General features: G+C 59.4%; 18 protein-coding genes. 3 read left to right on the forward strand and 15 right to left on the reverse strand.

The features are described from left to right. Positions 1–394: 394 nt before the first annotated feature. Positions 395–622, forward strand: coding sequence for a hypothetical protein (locus tag EN742_RS37910; RefSeq protein ID WP_126057642.1), 228 nt, complete (start codon positions 395–397; stop codon positions 620–622). Between the two features lie 366 nt (positions 623–988). Then, positions 989–1,555, forward strand: a complete 567-nt coding sequence (locus EN742_RS06900) for a sugar O-acetyltransferase (RefSeq protein ID WP_091599538.1) — start codon at positions 989–991, stop codon at positions 1,553–1,555. Positions 1,556–1,862: 307 nt separating this feature from the next. On the opposite strand, the gene EN742_RS06905 is transcribed toward EN742_RS06900, so the two are convergent. The 14 genes from EN742_RS06905 to EN742_RS06970 all read right to left on the reverse strand — a co-directional run bounded on the left by EN742_RS06905 (position 1,863) and on the right by EN742_RS06970 (position 13,418). Beyond that, positions 1,863–2,756 carry an SIR2 family protein gene (locus EN742_RS06905; protein ID WP_091599535.1) on the reverse strand — a complete coding sequence of 298 codons (894 nt, stop codon included), beginning with the start codon at positions 2,754–2,756 and terminating at the stop codon, positions 1,863–1,865. 34 nt (positions 2,757–2,790) lie between these two features. Further along, positions 2,791–3,003 carry a putative nitrogen fixation protein NifT gene (nifT, locus tag EN742_RS06910; protein WP_024505230.1) on the reverse strand — a complete coding sequence of 71 codons (213 nt, stop codon included), beginning with the start codon at positions 3,001–3,003 and terminating at the stop codon, positions 2,791–2,793. Continuing rightward, the gene (locus EN742_RS06915; protein WP_029356589.1) at positions 3,000–3,320 is read right to left on the reverse strand and encodes a nitrogen fixation protein NifZ; all 321 of its coding nucleotides are present in this window, start codon (positions 3,318–3,320) and stop codon (positions 3,000–3,002) included. Before EN742_RS06915 ends, nifT begins: the two co-directional genes overlap by 4 nt. A gap of 85 nt (positions 3,321–3,405) precedes the next feature. Further along, the gene (locus tag EN742_RS06920) at positions 3,406–3,600 is read right to left on the reverse strand and encodes a 4Fe-4S dicluster domain-containing protein (protein WP_091599532.1); all 195 of its coding nucleotides are present in this window, start codon (positions 3,598–3,600) and stop codon (positions 3,406–3,408) included. Between the two features lie 29 nt (positions 3,601–3,629). Then, positions 3,630–5,111 (reverse strand): nitrogenase cofactor biosynthesis protein NifB, encoded by a 1,482-nt coding sequence (nifB, locus tag EN742_RS06925; RefSeq protein WP_091599529.1) that lies wholly within the window; start codon positions 5,109–5,111, stop codon positions 3,630–3,632. A gap of 273 nt (positions 5,112–5,384) precedes the next feature. Continuing rightward, entirely contained in the window at positions 5,385–5,636 is a 252-nt protein-coding gene (locus EN742_RS06930; protein WP_311202830.1) for a helix-turn-helix domain-containing protein, read from the reverse strand. A 751-nt stretch (positions 5,637–6,387) separates the two neighbouring features. Continuing rightward, positions 6,388–6,912: an alpha/beta fold hydrolase gene (locus EN742_RS06935; RefSeq protein WP_128345484.1), complete on the reverse strand. Its 525-nt coding sequence runs from the start codon at positions 6,910–6,912 to the stop codon at positions 6,388–6,390. Positions 6,913–7,177: 265 nt separating this feature from the next. Next, positions 7,178–7,477 (reverse strand): ferredoxin family protein, encoded by a 300-nt coding sequence (locus EN742_RS06940; RefSeq protein ID WP_091599526.1) that lies wholly within the window; start codon positions 7,475–7,477, stop codon positions 7,178–7,180. Positions 7,478–7,489: 12 nt separating this feature from the next. After that, positions 7,490–8,794, reverse strand: coding sequence for an FAD-binding protein (locus tag EN742_RS06945; protein WP_091599523.1), 1,305 nt, complete (start codon positions 8,792–8,794; stop codon positions 7,490–7,492). A 10-nt stretch (positions 8,795–8,804) separates the two neighbouring features. Next, positions 8,805–9,914, reverse strand: coding sequence for an electron transfer flavoprotein subunit alpha/FixB family protein (locus EN742_RS06950; protein WP_091599520.1), 1,110 nt, complete (start codon positions 9,912–9,914; stop codon positions 8,805–8,807). Positions 9,915–9,930: 16 nt separating this feature from the next. Next, positions 9,931–10,782: an electron transfer flavoprotein subunit beta/FixA family protein gene (locus EN742_RS06955; RefSeq protein WP_127323375.1), complete on the reverse strand. Its 852-nt coding sequence runs from the start codon at positions 10,780–10,782 to the stop codon at positions 9,931–9,933. A gap of 188 nt (positions 10,783–10,970) precedes the next feature. Continuing rightward, positions 10,971–11,348 carry a nitrogenase stabilizing/protective protein NifW gene (gene nifW, locus EN742_RS06960; protein ID WP_091599514.1) on the reverse strand — a complete coding sequence of 126 codons (378 nt, stop codon included), beginning with the start codon at positions 11,346–11,348 and terminating at the stop codon, positions 10,971–10,973. 187 nt (positions 11,349–11,535) lie between these two features. Continuing rightward, positions 11,536–12,750, reverse strand: a complete 1,215-nt coding sequence (nifS, locus tag EN742_RS06965; protein WP_091599511.1) for a cysteine desulfurase NifS — start codon at positions 12,748–12,750, stop codon at positions 11,536–11,538. A 347-nt stretch (positions 12,751–13,097) separates the two neighbouring features. Next, positions 13,098–13,418, reverse strand: coding sequence for an iron-sulfur cluster assembly accessory protein (locus EN742_RS06970; RefSeq protein WP_091599508.1), 321 nt, complete (start codon positions 13,416–13,418; stop codon positions 13,098–13,100). Positions 13,419–14,010: 592 nt separating this feature from the next. Between EN742_RS06970 and EN742_RS06975 the strand changes: the two genes are divergently transcribed. Continuing rightward, positions 14,011–15,069 carry a ChuX/HutX family heme-like substrate-binding protein gene (locus EN742_RS06975; protein WP_091599505.1) on the forward strand — a complete coding sequence of 353 codons (1,059 nt, stop codon included), beginning with the start codon at positions 14,011–14,013 and terminating at the stop codon, positions 15,067–15,069. Between the two features lie 249 nt (positions 15,070–15,318). Here the strand turns inward: EN742_RS06975 and EN742_RS06980 are convergent. Beyond that, positions 15,319–16,183 (reverse strand): MFS transporter (locus EN742_RS06980; protein ID WP_148670043.1); only part of this gene is annotated, 865 nt, incomplete at its 5' end.

The following is a 16,183-nucleotide window of genomic DNA, read 5'->3' on the forward strand; positions in this document are numbered from 1 at the left end:
GCCTGGACCCGAAACACTCGCGAGGATGCATCCTATCCGGCCCCGACCTTCGTTTCGCGCGGGGCGGCCTATGCCGCGCCTGACTTCGGCAGTGTGAAAACGCTGACGCTGCGACAGATGGTCGAGAATTGCAGGCGGGCGGTGGAGTGGACGATGAAGAATGCCGCCAGTTTCGGCGGCGACCCGAACCGGGTGTATGTGGCGGGTCATTCTTCCGGCGCGCATCTGGCGGCCTGCGTCCTCATCACCGACTGGACGGAGCGCAGCCTACCGGCGGATGCCCTCAAGGGCGGCTTGCTGATGAGCGGCATGTATGATCTCTATCCGGTGATGCTTTCCTCGCGCAGCAGCTACCTGCATCTGACGGAGGGGGGAAGAGGCGGAATTCAGCCCGATGCGCCATCTCGACCGGATCACCTGCCCGATTGCCGTCGTGTCAGCCGACCAGGACAGTCCGGAGTTCAAGCGCCAGTCCGATGTGTTCGGTGAAGCGCTGCGCGGCATGGGGAGATTGGCCAGTCGAACGATAGCCTTCAACGCCAACCACTTCCAGGAACCCGAGCATCTGAAAGACCCCGACACTGAAGTCAGCCAGGCGGCGTTCAAGCTGATGGGGATCTGACACGGATGTGTTGCAAACTCTTCAGCTAATGGGATTGTTAGTTTCGTACAAAACGATGCACTTTCTCAATCTTAGAGGGTGTTTGGGAATTAAGTATTTCGGCGTTCGAGCGCGTTGCGCCGCGCTCATGGCACCCGTTGAGATGGGCATGAAAGTGAGTTCGACCGCTGGACAGTTGCCGACTTCGTCAGGTATTGGCCCTGCGACCGGTTGATCTGCGATATTTCCAAAATTCGCAGAAGTTGGTCGAGACGAAACTGTCGCCCCGGCTTGACCACGCGCCCGGCAGACCGAGTTACAAAGTTGCCGAGGCAGTTTGATGTGCGTTCCTGCATCACTGCACGGGACACGACCTGACGGGAGACTATGATGCGTAGCCAGAAAGAAAAGATGCTCGCAGGCGAGTTTTACAATGCGGCGGATCCGGAGATCCAAGCTGACCTGTTGGCCACCGGGGCTTGGCTCAAGCGGTACAATGATACGCTGGGGCAGACCACGGAGCATTGGCATGAGCTTTTGTCCGAGCGGCTGGGAGAGGTTGGGCGCGGAACGGTCATCCGTCCGCCCTTTTTTTGCGACTACGGATTCAATATCCGCATTGGCGCCAATGCCTACATCAACTTCAACTGCGTTATTCTTGACGTGGTAGAGGTCAAAATCGGGCAAGGAACGGCAATTGGGCCTGCCGTGCAGATTTATACCGCCGATCATCCACATGATGCCGAGCAGCGACAGGCCGGCCTGCAGGTCGGGCGTCCTGTTCGCATTGGCAGCCGTGTCTGGATCGGCGGTGGAGCAATCATTCTGCCTGGCGTCACGATTGGCGATAATGCGGTCGTAGGCGCTGGCAGCGTGGTCACACGCGATGTTCCCGCCGGGGCAAAGGTAGTGGGAATTCCTGCTCGCGTCGCCAACCCACATAAACAGGCATAATCAACCTCCTTGACCCTGGAGGTGCATGCGAACTGTCGAAACTGTGCCAAATTTCTGCCGAAGCCATTGAGCGCTGCATATCTTGTCGCGGTTCGGCTCGGGCGCTTCAGTTCTTTTGCCACGGGTGTCACAAAATCATGTGCGTAATGCCGCCGCAACGTGCTCACGTCCCGCAGCAGCGGGCCCTTTCACATGGCCCAACGAATTCAGAGCCTCCGTTGTGCTGCCAGTAGCATTACTGCTCAGATGTATTCCCAACTGAGTTTTCGCCCTTGGAGGCAAGCGACTCACCAGCAATCGCCGGCCATTAATCCTGGCTAGCATCGACCCCGACGAGGCGAGCCGCGGCGTTGCCGATCGGCATGTCGATGACCGTGATTGCGCCTTCGGCAAGGAAACGACGTTCGTTTCTGGTCAGCGTAGCCGAATCGATCACCGCAAAATGTGGGCCAGTGGAGCGCTTCATCATCTGTCTGGCATATGTGCGCAGCATCTGATCGTTGAAGCGACAGCCAACGAAGAAAAAGCCCCGGTTGACGCGCCGTTGCTTCACCACGTCCGGGATCGGCGTCTGGATATCAATTTCGGTTAGGACTTCGACGTAATCGGAATCAGCCACGAGGAAGTTTGCGGCCGGCCTGACGCTGCCGTGCGGCGCATAGAGCACCGTCCTTGCCACTTGTTCGGCGTCGAGTTCTGTTCCTGACAAATCGTAAGTTCTCGTCCAGATGTTACCAATTCCGGTCGCTCGCGTGGTTCCTTGTATCTCGACAACGTCTGTTTGGCCGGCCTCTGCAAGGGCTGCCCGCATGGCGCCATCGTACCAGCTGTCGATGATGACAGACAGTTGAAGGGTTGCGAGCCAGGCGTGAAGAACGGTCGGCTCGGCGGGGGCTGCGAATATCTCCGCCATCCACGCTTGAAGAGTCCGACGATGTCGGCGCTGCTCGATAAACTGCGCGACCGACCACATATTGGTGCGAATCCTGGAAGGGGCAGGCGCCCGCTTGTTGAGCGCCGCGGCGACATCTTCAGGGGTGCAAGGTGCAGGTGATTCCGGCGTGTTAAGCTGCAGAAGACCAGGACCGAGATAGGGGATCACTCGATCGGCCTTGAGAGCGCCCTTCAGCAGGTCAATCAGCTTTTTGGCAAAACTGCCCCGGACGACGACGAGATGGTCCCAGCTCAGCATCGTGTTCATACGCGTTTCCTCTCCGCCACTGAACCCACCGGCATCAGGCCCCGTCGGAAATCTTCATCGCCTCGACGGTGATCGGCAAACGCGTATCGCGCGGAAGGTCGGGCAGCATGAGCCGCCAACCGTTCCTGAGCGTCACGGTCCCGCCCCATAAGTCTGCGTTCTCAATCTCGGTGATCGGCTCTTCGAGATCCTTCTTGGGGACATAAGCCGACAAGCCAGTAGCGGTCCTGCGAATCATTACTTTCATCCGGCTGTTCCTCCGTTGGAAATGCCTTCAGCTCCGCAGGGAACCTCGACTTTGTCGAGGCTAATGAGTTCGCGCGCTCGCATGCCGACGACCGTGCCACGATCGATCCATTCGACCGCATAGATGAAGAATTGCTGGAGAAAGGTTCCAATGTCGCGCACGTAGCCTTCGTCGCCCTTCCGCACGAGGTTTTCGCCGATCTCCTTGCCGGGATAGGTGCCGTCGTTTTTTATGTGGCGTGTTGCACGGACCCGCTCACCCTGCATGAACCGTGGCGGTCTGCCGATTTCGACCTCCTGTTCGCGTCTGGACCACATGCTGTCCATTCCTTTCTCGAGGCTTTTGGTGTGGTCGCGGGTTGCAGGCGTCCTCGCGCGGCGAACCCGACCGTTTCGGTAGGAATCAAGCGGGAACGCAGGTTTTCGGTACCGGACAGACCGACACGCATTGCTGCTTATCGAAGGCCTCCTTGCATTCGGTGCACTTGATTGGATCGATCACATAGGCGTCGCCCTTGAACTTGATCGCTTCCGAGGGACATTCGAACTCGCAGGCCCCGCATTGGGTACATTGGGATGCGATGATCTTGAAAGCCATTCTAACTCCTGGTTATCGGACGAGACCGCTCAGGCCGTCGCCGCTAGTGGTCTGATCCCAAACTCTGCCGCGTAAAGTGCGCTGACTGCGGTCTCGATGTAGTCATGGCCATAGGCGTCGGTTACGCGCAGTCCAGCTCGCGAGAGTTGTTCCTTCGGGCGATTTCCGATCTTGGCGCATAGCACTATGTGTATGCCTTCCAGCGCAGCGAAGACGCCCTCGAGGGTGGCGTCTTCGCCCCCGCCTCCGAGGCAATACCGCTCGACCTTCCGATGCCCGACCAAGCTGATCCCTCTAGGCGAGACTTCATAAACCTGGAATTCCTTCGCGTGGCCGAAGTGTTCGTTGACGCGTCCACCTCCCTTTGTGGCCACCGCAACCAGAAGCGACTTTTCGGAGTCTGTTGCCTTGACCATACCGATGGCCTCGCTCCTCGCCGCCTCATGATCACGGCGCTCGTGTGCGACCACCTGCCGATAGGCCTGACGCTTGCCAGCATCGTAGGTGACATCGTCGGGAATCCCATCCAGCGTGAATTCCTGGCCACGATCTTCACCGAGCAGGCCGACAGCATCTGCCCGGCACTGCCGGCAGTGGCGCATCAACTTGGCGCCACCTTCAAGTCGATCCTGAAGAGCCATCATCTCCATTGCCGTTGGGCCGCGCTGCCCGATGAGTCCGTAGTGGGTGCCGTGCGCCGGGTCCGAAATCAGAGGCATCACGTTGTGCAGGAACGCGCCCCGCTCCTTGACCATTTTGTTCACCTCAAACAGGTGCTGGTCGTTCACTCCAGGAATCATCACCGAGTTGATTTTGGTGAGGATGCCGCGCGCGCTCAGCATCTCCAGGCCCAGCATCTGCCGCGCGTGCAAGATTCGAGCGGCTTCGATGCCGAAGTAGCGGCGATTTTCATAAAAAATCCAAGGATAGATCTTTGCGCCGACTTCCGGGTCGACCATGTTGATGGTGATCGTCACGTGATCAACATTCATTTCGGCAAGCTCAGCTACATGGTCCGGCAGCACGAGCCCGTTGGTGGAGACGCACAGCTTTATGTCGGGGATTTCCCTGATGACGCGGTCGAACGTTGCCTTCGTTTTCTCCCAGTCGTAACAGGCATCCCCCGGCCCAGCGATGCCAAGAACCGAAAGCTGCGGAACTTCGTTGGCAACCGCGATGACCTTGCGTAGCGCTTGGTCGGGCGTCAGCTTCTCAGACACAACACCAGGCCGGCTCTCGTTGGCGCAATCGTATTTGCGATTGCAGTAGTTGCACTGGACATTGCAAGCCGGCGCGACCGCCACATGCATACGCGCGAAATAGTGATGCGCTTCCTCCGAAAAGCAGGGGTGATCCTTGATCTTGTCCCAAATAGCCGGATCCACATCGCCCGGGCTGGTCGGCGACGAACCGTAGGAGGACGGTGCGCAGCCACCGGATTTCGCGGCTGCCAGAAAACCCTCGGATGTCGTGCTGGTCGGCCCCTCAATCGAAACTGTCGGTGAGGACATCAAACGGCTCCGTTGCTGGTAACGTCGCGGTTCAAGGTGCAAGAGCCATACCAACTTAAAAAAGCGGCTTCAGTTCACTATTTGGGTCGATGTCGGATTGTGTGAGGCCGGCGCGACACAATTTTGTCCTGCTTGCGACAGTGCAAGTCCAAATCCGTTCAGAAGCACAAAGCACTCCTTGTCGCGCAGAGGGCGCGCAAGACCACTGGCCTGACGATTGGCTCATCAGGCTCTTAGAATTTCCTTCACCTCGAGACTATGCCGGCGTATCGCCTAGCCGACTTGTCGCGGCGTGAGGCGGAGAATTCGAGCCGCATTAGCCTGAACCCAGCCGGCCTTCTCCATTGTGTCGATCAGCCGGTCACGCTCCGTCCGTCGCGGTCCCAGCGCCGGTCCGGCCGTATCGTTAGAATCGCAACCGGCTATCTCGTGTTCAGGGGCGCCGATGCGCCTAACCGGCTTCGTGCTGGGCCGTGAGAGCTCGTCGATGCCATTGCCACGTTCCGAAAGATTGGTTCCTTCCAGAGGAGAACGCGCAAGTGTGGCTGTTCTTTACACGCAGTTCTCCAGCTCGCGGACGTTGCCGGGGAAATAGCATTGCGAGATCAGCTCAACTGCCGACGGCGTAAAGCCATGGTTCTCCATATTTCAAGGGTAAGCGCTGTGTCCTTCCAGGAGTGCCCGCGATCTGTGGGCCTGCCGATTCTGAGGTGGATCGGAGATCGGCTTGTGTCTGAACTTGAACTTTACGATTGACCCTGAGCGGCAGCCTCGGCGTTTCAAGGTGATCAACGGCGCTGTTAGTCGGCAGGCATTGGTCGATGGACGACAAGGGACGGAGTCATCGCCGAGACCCTGGGGCCGAACGTGGTGATCTCGGAGGTTGCCCGGCGCTACGGGCTGCGGCCGCGGCGGAACGCTCGCAAGCTTGCGACGTCGGCAGGACAGGCCACTCCCGCCTTTGTTCCGGTGGTGGTTTCGGTGGCGCCACCGGAACGACCCGTTGGGCCTACATCCGTGCACCAGAACTCAAGGCCGCGGCCTGAGAATCGGCCGCCCGCTCACCCTTTACTTGGTTCCTCAGCCGACAGCGCTAAGAAGGAGAGCAACTTCCGTCGGTGCGAGGATCATTGCGTCGTGGCCAGTGGCGAGTTCCTGCCACGCCCAGCCATCCTGCTTCGCGACCCATTCTCGCGCTCCCGCCGTCGGCGGGTGGAGCGGATTAGTGCAGACGACATAGGTTCGGGGCCTGCCGTTGCCGAGCGGGGGCTCGAGCTTAAGTCTGCTTTCGTAGGTGCTTGCCGCATGCGGTGTTATCCGGCGCCGCACCCAGTCCGTGAGCGAGTGTCCCTTGGGAATGCCGAATGCTGTTGGCGGCGGAGTCGGCATGAAGATACCCCGTCCTTCCTCCGCAACCAATTTTCGACGGGCGGCGACGATGTCGGGGGGCATGGTGCTGAATACACTTTGACCGCTCTCGACGATGGCGCCGTCGAGCGAGATAAACGAGATGGCTGATATGGTCGGGTATCCGGTCGGCGGCGCCGGTGATGCTGATGCCGCCTAGACTGTGACCGACAAGGATCACATCGCTCAGCTCTTCCGTTACAATGTGGTTGACGATGTCGGTCACGAATGTGTCGGGCGTGATGTCCTTGCACAGCAAATGTGCGCGTTCGCCGACACCTGTCTGGGTCGGCGTGGTCACGTGGCATCCCATCTTGCGAAGATTGGCGGCGACGTCCCGCCAACACCATCCGCCATGCCAGGCACCATGCACTAGCACATACGTCTTTGTCATGGATTGTGCCGTTCCATTTGCTCACCGGCCGTTGTGGCTGCCATCCGGCACGATGGCCGAACGTTGTCCCAAAGGGGCTCGACCACGTTACCGGTGGTAAGTCCGGCGCACAGGCCGCCGCCGTGGCCTGAGGACACCCCTACCAGTCGAGGAAATTTGAATTGCGAACGCCCAATATTCACTAGCTCTTTGCAAGTGGATGGAGAGGCTCATGGTGTGCCGCAGTTGCTCGCTGCCGGCATGCTCTTGGCACGGTCCCGGCTGATCATCCGAACTTGAACAGGACACCAAAGCCGCCGCGCGGATAGTTCCACTCGATGTCGCCGCCTTTCTCGCACAATATCCGGCAGGTGCCGCATTCCATGCAGCCGTCGGCGGTGATCTCGACTTGGCCCCTGTCATTCAACTCATAGCATTTCGCTGGACAGACGTAGGTCAACGCAAGCAAGTTCGCGCTTGGCTTCTCGTGCGGTCGCACTATGATATGGGGGCGGCCGGAATCGACCAGGTAGCGGTTCTGGTAAAGCTTGTCCTCGACACGAACCTTCGTCACTGCGATCGTCATCTTGTACCCTCTTCAGCGCCATGCCAATGCCAGCCGGACCGCGTCGCTGACCAACCCCCAGCGCGAGCGCGCGTTGATGAAGGCGGCCGTGGTGGCCCTTTCCTTCTCGATCTTCGGCGTGCCGTCGACACGCATGAAGTTCTGAGCGGCATACGACATCAACCGCGGATAGCTGGTAAAAAAGTTGCTGGAATTGGTGTGGAGTAAGGCTGGCATGTCCTTGTATTTCTTAAGATCCTTGATCACAAAGGATTCATCCAGCATCGTCTTGTAGAGCGCAAGGTTCCCTTTGGTCATAGGACCGTTGCGGCTTTTGACTTTGATGATCGCCTCAGCCGCGACACGACCCGAGGTCATGGCAAGGTTCGAACCCTCACGGTGAATGGCATTGTTCAGTTGCGCTGCGTCGCCGACGATGACCCAACCGTCGCCGAAGAGCTGCGGAATGGCCCTGTAACCACCTTCGGGGATAAGATGGGCGGCATATTCTTTCACCTCCGAGCCAGCGATCAGCGGCCGGATCGAAGGATGGTTTTTCATCGCGTCTAGGAGGGCGGACGGGCTCTCCAACATCGCGGCGAAATCCGAGACCAGGCAGCCGATGCCGAGTGAAATCGACTCCTTGTTGGTGTAAAGGAAGCCGAGCCCGGCCATGTCGCGAGAGATCGTGCCCACGGCCTCGATTACGCAGCCTTCATCGCCCTTGACACCGAACCGCTGGTCAATGACCTCTTCGGGCAAGAAATGCATTTCCTTGACGGCAAGCGCCACGGTCTCCGGCTTCGGCATCTCGCGCAGGCCTGCGCGAGTGCCAAGCAATCCCGACACCCCTTCTGCGAGAACGACCACATTCGCGAAGACCACTCCGCCAGCCCGGTCTGTGCGGACGCCGATCACCTTGCCATTGCCATCACGGACGAGTTCCGTCGCGGTCGTCTCACACAGGACCGTCGCGCCAGCCTCGCGCACCTTGCGGGAAAACCATTTGTCGAACTGGGCGCGGATGATCGTGTAGCGGTTGGGTTTCGCCTCATTGAAGTCGTCCGACCGGTAATGAATTCCGGTGTGAGATGTGTTGTCCATCACCCAAAGTCGCTGTTCGACCAGGTGCCGCTCGAGGGGCGCATCATCCCGGAAGTCCGGGATGATCTTCTCCAGCATGTTCGCGTACATTATGGCGCCCTGGACGTTCTTAGAGCCCGGATATTCCCCGCGCTCCAACTGCAGTACCTTCAGCCCCTGGCTTGCCAAAGTGTAAGCAGCTGCGTTTCCGGACATGCCGGCTCCGACCACAATGGCATCGAATTGTTCAATCATGTCCTCTCCCTCAACTCGCAAGCTTGTCTCGACTGTGCGGCGACAGCCGCCGGGTGAAGGCTTCCGTGAGTGCGGGCAGGAAGCGGATTGCATCCGTGACGATCCCGAGGTGGGCGAACTCGAAAATCGGCGCGTTCGGATCGGTGTTGATCGCGACGATGAGATCGGCCCCCTCGACCCCAACTCGGTGCTGGATGGCGCCGGAAATTCCGGCCGCGATGTAAAGCTTCGGTCGAATGGTCTTGCCAGTTTGGCCAATCTGGCGATCAGCCGGCATCCAGCCCTTCTGGACCAAGGGGCGCGAACAGCCATGCTCGGCGCCGATCGCTCGGGCAAGATTCTTCACAAGCTGAAGGTTCTCCGCCGCACCGAGACCGAGGCCTCCCGCAACCACGACATCCGCATAGGCAAGATTTGCCATTGCCGACTGGTTATCCGGTAGGAAGCCGAGGACTTTGGTGACGATATCGTCCTCAACGAGCGACAGCTTGTGCCGCATGACACGCCCGACCGGCTTATCCACCCGTTGCGGCATAGGCATGACCCTTGGTCGCACCGTCGCCATTTGCGGCCGGTAATTTAGTGTATAGATCGTACACAACAACGAGCCACCAAAAGTCGGACGGGTCGCGGCGAGTGAACCGTCGGAATCTACATCAAGTTCGGTGCAGTCGGCCGTGAGCCCCGTCTGCAGGGTCGTCGCTACCGAGCCCGCAAGATCCCTGCCCAGTGTGGTCGCGCCGAGAAGGAGGATTTCGGGTTTATGGGTATTGACCAGATCCGTGAGCGCCTTGGCGAACGGCTCGTTGCGGTAGTCGGCGAGCGGCGGCGCATCGACGATGTAGACAAGATCCGCCCCGTAAGCGAAGGCCTCGGCAACAGCGTCCTCGACCATCTCGCCCGGCGGTCCCAGCACGACGCCCGCGAGCTGGACTTCAAGCTTGTCGGCTAATTTGCGGCCTTCACCCAGCAGTTCGAATGATACAGGATGCACATTGCCGCGTTCGAGCTCGAGGAAGACCCACACGTGCCGGTAGTCTTTGAAACGGTCGGGAAGTTCTTTCTTTACACCGGCACGGCCGGGGGCAAGGCGAGGGGTAGCTTGGCTTGCGGTCGACATTTTCTGCTCCTGGCCGTCACGTGCCGCTGTTGAAGGCCAACTCATGTTCCAGCGCCGGCCGGCGGGTTAAGATATCGGCGATGAGTTCATCGGCGATGTCCTGCAAGCCCTTTTCCGCGGTGTCGATCTGCGTCGCGCTTTCTGCCCGTGCGGTGGGGGCGAAAACACGCTTGACGACTGTCGGCGAGCCACGCAGACCGCACCGGGTGAGATCGTCAATGCCGGCGTCGGCTGCAGTCCACTTCACGACTTGGCTGCGCGCCGCGCAAAGAGCCTGCTGGAGCGAGCCCCGGCGGATTTCGTTGGTGTCTTCCAGCATGGTAATGAGGCAGGGGAGTCTGCTCTTCAGCAACTGGGTGCCGCCTTCGGCGCGACGCGCGACTTCGATCTCGCGCGTTTTGAGATCGATGGAGGCAATCTTCGCGACGTAGGTAAGTTGCGATAGATTCAGGCGCTTGGCTATGCCTGGTCCGACCTGGGCGGTATCGCCGTCAATCGTCTGCTTGCCGGTGAAGACGATGTCTGGCCTGCCGAAAGTCTCCCCAATTTTTGCGATTGCTTGCGAAAGAGCAAAGGAGGTCGCCAGCGTATCGGATCCGGCAAAATAGCGGTCCGTCAAGAGAACTGCTCGGTCAGCACCGTAACCGAGCGCCTTTCGCAGCGAGTCCTCCGCCATGGGCGGACCCATTGTGAGCACAGTAACCTCGCCACCATGAACGTCGCGCAGTTTGAGCGCTTCTTCGAGGGCGAACAGGTCGTAAGGATTGATGATGGTCGGCACACCCTGACGCATGATCGTGTTCGTCACCGGGTGGACGCGGATCTGGGCCGAATCCGGCACCTGCTTGATGCAGATTACGATGTGCATTGGCGATTTCTCTAAGCTCCCAGTCCGGATGCGTGCTTGGCGGTTCACCTCATTGCCTGCATCGTTCATGCCAAGTCTTCTTCCTGCCTCTATTCCAGAAGGTGGCTTCGTTTGCGTCCGAGGAGGCGTCATGAGGACTGGATTTGTCGACTTCCCGACATTGTCGCGTCGCAGCCGTGTCGGGCTCATTACTTTCCGAACCGCTTCAGTGCAGAGTCGAGCGGGACGAAGGCGCGGCCAGGTGCGGGACATATGTTTGGATCGTGGTCCCTTAGCACCTTGAACACACGTTGCGTGAGCGGCGAGGAAGTCGCGAAATCTTCGTAGGCGCGTTCCAGCTTGGCGCGCACCCGCGCGGCGATTACCTGGTCAGGCAGACCGGAGAAATCTTCTTCGGCAAGGTATTGGCCCACGCGCTTCATGATATGGAGCCGCGAGACATTCATCACTTTCGGGTCGTAGGAGACGCCAAGGCAGGCGAAGAAGTCCTCCGCAGCCGACAGGCCCTTCAGTCGCGCCAGGATATCGGTGGGATCAATCGGGCGGCTGTCAGCGGAGCAGTTCATTGTATTCTCCCGGCGCGAAATTGTGGTGTCGATGCGTTGGTGACATTGCTGACGGCGTGCCGACCTCTGGCACGGCGGCTGGGGCAAGAGACTTGGCGATCTCAAGCTTTTCTGAAGTGGTGAAGGCGACCCCGGGTTGCCTGCTCTCCATTGCGTAGGGTCGTCACGTTGAGGAAGTCCTCACGGCTCATGAGTGGGCGTCGGCTATTGTGCCGCTCGGGCCCGGGCCGGAATGAAGGTGTTCTGCACCTCGCCCGCACAGTCCAGCACTGGGAACGGCACGTAGTTTCTCGATGATCGCAGGCAGGACCTCAAGCACGCGGTCTACGTCATCTTCGCCGTTGTCACGCGACAAGGAGAAGCGGACTGCCCCACATGCCGCGTTCATAGCGATCAGAACATGGCTCGGTTCCATTGAGCCAGAGGCACAGGCGGACCCGGCGGAACAGGCGATTCCCAGCCGGCTGAGGACAATTGGGATTGCATCGCCTTCGATACCTTCGAATCCAATGTTTGCAGTGTTTGGCAATCGCTCCTGCGGATCGCCGTTGATGGATGCGTTTGGGATGCGCTGGATGATCCCGTTCTCAAGGCGGTCGCGCAACCATTTTATTCGTGTTGTCTCGTCCATGAATTTCAAGGCGAGTTCGGCCGCCATGCCCAGTCCGACTATGCCGGGTGTGTTTTCAGTGCCTGCACGCCGGTCGCGCTCTTGGTGGCCACCCTTGATCAGGGAGGAGAAGCGCACGCCACGTCTTACATAAAGCGCGCCTATCCCCTTTGGACCATGCAGCTTGTGGGCGGAGAGCGACAGCATGTCGATCGCGGTCGATTTCAGCTCAATCGGAAACCTTCCGACCGCCTGCACTGCATCAGTGTGGAAAAGCGCGCCGACTTCCCTGGCTAGGTCGGCAAGCTCAACCACGGGAAAGATCGTACCGGTCTCACTGTTCGCCCACATTATCGAGACGATTGCCACTTGTGGGGTGAGGGCGGTTCTGTAGGCGTCCAGGTCGAGCCGGCCGTGGTGATCGACTGGGATAATGTGCACCTTGACGCCGCGCGTCTTTTCAAGGTGCGCGCACAACTTCAGAACGGCCGGATGTTCAACCGCGGAAGTCACTATTTCCGTTCGACCGGGCATTACCTCGAGCGCCGAAAGGATGGCTGTACTGTCGCTTTCAGTCCCGCCCGAGGTGAAGATGATCTCGTCCTCGAATCCCGCGCCGATGAGGGCTTGCAACTGCCGCCTCGCCTTTCTCACGGCTTCAGCAACCGATGCGCCATAGGCGTGCATGGACGAAGGATTGCCAAATTGCTCCGTAAAGAAAGGCAACATCGCTCCAAGGACTGCAGGATCAACCCGCGTCGTTGCGTTGTTGTCGAGATAGACAGGTCTCATGGGAGTGATCCTTCAACTGCTGAAATGATTCAAGGGTAGGCGGGCCATTGAACCTCTGGCGCATATCGTATCTGGTGAGGTGGGCGGCCGGGCGAGCGATGGCTTGGCTGACCGGTCGCTGCCGACATTGCCATTTGGTGGCGGCATCCGCCGGGAATTCAGCTGTTTCGGGCAATGTTGTTTGCTTGCCCACGGCAACGATCGATGATCGCGATTTGGCACATCACCGAACGCAATTGTTCCGGGCCGACAGTGCGTGTCGGCTGGTTCCAGAGCGCCGGGGGTTACCGGTTTGACGCAGTATTCCTTGGCGTCGCTATAGTCGAACATAGCCTGTTCCCCTGCAATCATTTGCAGGACTTGCCGCAGCTGCACTTCTCCTGCGCATTGGGGTTATCGAAAACAAAGCCGGATGTTTCGAGCCCTGTGACGAAGTCGACGGTCATGCCGGCGGCATGGGGTTGGGAGCCTCTATCCATGAACACCTTGAGCCCATCTCGCTCGATGATCGTATCGCCCTCATGTGAGACGCTCTCCAGGCCCATTGAGTATTGGAAGCCGGCGCAGCCGCCGGCATGGACCATGATGCGAAATCCTTCCGCCGGCTCGCTGGCGCGGTAAAGAGCGGCCTTGATGGCGGCAACAGCGTTGTCGGTGAGCGTAATCATGGCTCGATTTCTCCTCGGTCCGTGACGTTTTCGCGGATCATCTCGCATGAACCGTGCCAAAGGGAAGACGTGTGTAAAAACGGTAGGACATCCCGACGTCTCTATGCTCGATTGCTGGGGAGACGTCCGACAACCGACACTTACTGTCGGGTTTGTCGCGTCCGCGTCACAGGAGGGGCGCCTGAGTTCGCGATGCACTCACGCGTAAAGCAATGAACAGAGCCAAAGATGTTCAGAGCTTGCCGCGGAGCAACTGGCACGACTTTTGAGAGCCTTCGTTGCGGCGGCAAAATTGCCGGCCGATTCACCTTTGGGTTGCCCTCGCAATCGAAGAACGAAGGAAGCAATATGTCGCTCCTCCCTCAGACCCGCCTTGTGTGGGAAAGCAGCACCGCCGGTGGAACCCGAATGCTCGATCGGCCGATTGGCGCCGACCACCCAACAATCGCTCTCTACGGGCGATTGGCCGCTGACCGCCCGGAGACAGGATTCGACTGGCGTGTGCCTGACGATCAATCGCGTCCGCCGTGCACACCCCTGAGGCCCTTTTTTCGACCGATCGTCAAAAGAAGAACGGGGCGGGGTTAAAAACATGGATCAGCGCAAGAAGCGGTCGCCCAACGAAATCCGGCGTGCGTGGGAAGTCTGTCCGAGCATTCCCGCGCGTGATTTCGCCGCCCAATTGGGCATTTCGGAAGCGGAACTGGTCGCGGCCCATTGCGGTTTCGGCGCGGCACGCATCGACCCGCGCGTCAATCACCTGCTGACGGGCCTCGAATTCGTGGGCGAAGTGACGGCGCTGACCCGCAATCAAGGTGCCGTGCACGAAAAGATTGGCGTCTTCAACAAAGTGATAACCGGCAACAATCACGCCATGGTCCTTGGTGACGAATTCGACCTTCGCGTCTTCCCGCAGGCTTGGAGGTATGGTTTCGCTGTTGAAAGGCGCCATCGCGGCGGAATCCAGCGCAGTTTGCAATTCTTCGACGCCGCCGGCGCAGCAGTGCATAAGGTGCATCTCAGGCCGGTCTCCAACCTTCATGCCTATCGAAAGCTGGTGGCCGAGCTCGTATCCGCCAACCAGGAGCCGACCATGTCGCTTAAGGCGAGAGTAGCCGACCTGGGCGCGAGGACTGCGGACCGGGCCGGCACGGTGGACGACCTACGCGAGCACTGGAGCCGGCTGACTGACGTCAACCTTCTGAAGACGCTCAAGCTCAGCCGCTGCCAGGCTTTGCGCATGGTAGGCCAGGATTACGCTTGGCTGCTCGACAATGCTGCAGTTGGCGCCGTGCTCCAGCGTGCGGCCGAAGACGAATTGCCGATCATGTGCTTCGTCGGCAACCGAGGCTCTATCCAGACCCATTCCGGCTTAATCAAGTCGGTCAAGCAGATCGGGCCGTGCATCTATGTGCTGGACGAAACCTTCCGGCTGCATCTCAGGAGCCACCAAATCCGTGAGGTTTGGGCCGTGCGCAAGCCGACCAATGACAGTCACGTCACCTCGCTCGAAGCATATGGGTCCGACGGCAAGATGATCATCCAGTTGTTCGGTGCGCGCAAGGAAGGCGAACGCGAGCGCGACGACTGGCGGGTTCTGGCGGAAAACCTGCCGCGTTTCCCCGACAGCTACATGAGAACAGCTACATGAGAAAGACCGATCGTTGTCGGTGGGACGCCGGCGCCCATCTGCCTCCGCAGCGAGTAGCCGGGCATTGAAGCCGAGATCGGGAACACGATGACGCAATAAGCGCGCTGTATTGTCATAACGCGATGAGCAGGTAGCAATTTGGCGCTGCCCCATCGAAGGCATGGTTACGACGAAGCCGCGGCCTTTGGCCGAGCTCAGAGGTGACAATAGCGTTAACGCCACCGACCGTCGTCACTCCCCACCAGGCGGTCAGCTGTTGCGGTTCGGGCCGAGCAGAAATACTGTCAAGACAGCGAGGAACGTGGCAACCGCGCTGTAGAGAAAGACACTGGCAATGCCCGTGTGATCCACCAATAGGCCACCGAAAGTTGTGCCGGCTGCGATCGCCACTTGGAAGGCTATGACCATCAGTACACCAGCGCTCTCGGCCTGTTTCGGAGCGGCGCGCAGCACCATCCAGGTCTGCAATCCGACCGGGACCGCGCCAAAAGCAAAGCCCCATACGGCAACTGCAATTGCCGAGGTCAAGGCCGATGCTCCCATAGTCAGGAGCGAGACAGCGGCTACGGCAATGAGCAGGGGCGGCAGGGCCGCGACTGCCTTGAGACTGTGTTTGGTGAGGAATGCGCCCGCTAAATTGCCGAAGACGCCGGCCGTGCCAGAAGCAAGGAACACGAGCGGGATCGACTTCTTGTCGAGCGGAGGAACGCTCTCGAGAAAGTCGCGGATGTAGGCGAAGCTGGCAAAATGGCCGGAAGCGACCAATAGCACGACTAGGACCGCAACCTTCATCGTCGGATTCTTCGCGACATCCAGCGGACTGCGGAATCTGCGCACTTCGATCGGAGGCAGTGGCGGAATGGTTACGAGTTGCACGAGCAGCGCAACGGCACTCACGATTGCGGCGACCTTGAACGAGGCTCGCCATCCCCAAATGTCACCGACATAAGCGCCGATTGGAGCCGCGCAGACGGAGGCGACAGAAACGCCGGTGAGGATGATCGACATGGCGCGCGGCATGAGGTGACTTGGAACCAGCCGCATTGCCAACGCTGCCGAAATTGACCAAAAACCACCGAGCGATATGCCGAGGACGACGCGTGCCGCCAGCAAC

The sequence above is a fragment of the Mesorhizobium sp. M4A.F.Ca.ET.020.02.1.1 genome (genome assembly GCF_004022645.1).
In the GTDB taxonomy this organism is placed as follows: Bacteria; Pseudomonadota; Alphaproteobacteria; order Rhizobiales; family Rhizobiaceae; genus Mesorhizobium.

Bases quoted from the DNA above. Each gene is read 5' to 3' on its own strand.
- EN742_RS37910 (WP_126057642.1), top strand. From the start codon at position 395: ATGCGCCATCTCGACCGGATCACCTGCCCGATTGCCGTCGTGTCAGCC.
- EN742_RS06900 (WP_091599538.1), top strand. From the start codon at position 989: ATGATGCGTAGCCAGAAAGAAAAGATGCTCGCAGGCGAGTTTTACAAT.
- EN742_RS06905 (WP_091599535.1), bottom strand. From the start codon at position 2,756: ATGAACACGATGCTGAGCTGGGACCATCTCGTCGTCGTCCGGGGCAGT.
- nifT (WP_024505230.1), bottom strand. From the start codon at position 3,003: ATGAAAGTAATGATTCGCAGGACCGCTACTGGCTTGTCGGCTTATGTC.
- EN742_RS06915 (WP_029356589.1), bottom strand. From the start codon at position 3,320: ATGTGGTCCAGACGCGAACAGGAGGTCGAAATCGGCAGACCGCCACGG.
- EN742_RS06920 (WP_091599532.1), bottom strand. From the start codon at position 3,600: ATGGCTTTCAAGATCATCGCATCCCAATGTACCCAATGCGGGGCCTGC.
- nifB (WP_091599529.1), bottom strand. From the start codon at position 5,111: ATGTCCTCACCGACAGTTTCGATTGAGGGGCCGACCAGCACGACATCC.
- EN742_RS06935 (WP_128345484.1), bottom strand. From the start codon at position 6,912: ATGACAAAGACGTATGTGCTAGTGCATGGTGCCTGGCATGGCGGATGG.
- EN742_RS06940 (WP_091599526.1), bottom strand. From the start codon at position 7,477: ATGACGATCGCAGTGACGAAGGTTCGTGTCGAGGACAAGCTTTACCAG.
- EN742_RS06945 (WP_091599523.1), bottom strand. From the start codon at position 8,794: ATGATTGAACAATTCGATGCCATTGTGGTCGGAGCCGGCATGTCCGGA.
- EN742_RS06950 (WP_091599520.1), bottom strand. From the start codon at position 9,914: ATGTCGACCGCAAGCCAAGCTACCCCTCGCCTTGCCCCCGGCCGTGCC.
- EN742_RS06955 (WP_127323375.1), bottom strand. From the start codon at position 10,782: ATGCACATCGTAATCTGCATCAAGCAGGTGCCGGATTCGGCCCAGATC.
- nifW (WP_091599514.1), bottom strand. From the start codon at position 11,348: ATGAACTGCTCCGCTGACAGCCGCCCGATTGATCCCACCGATATCCTG.
- nifS (WP_091599511.1), bottom strand. From the start codon at position 12,750: ATGAGACCTGTCTATCTCGACAACAACGCAACGACGCGGGTTGATCCT.
- EN742_RS06970 (WP_091599508.1), bottom strand. From the start codon at position 13,418: ATGATTACGCTCACCGACAACGCTGTTGCCGCCATCAAGGCCGCTCTT.
- EN742_RS06975 (WP_091599505.1), top strand. From the start codon at position 14,011: ATGGATCAGCGCAAGAAGCGGTCGCCCAACGAAATCCGGCGTGCGTGG.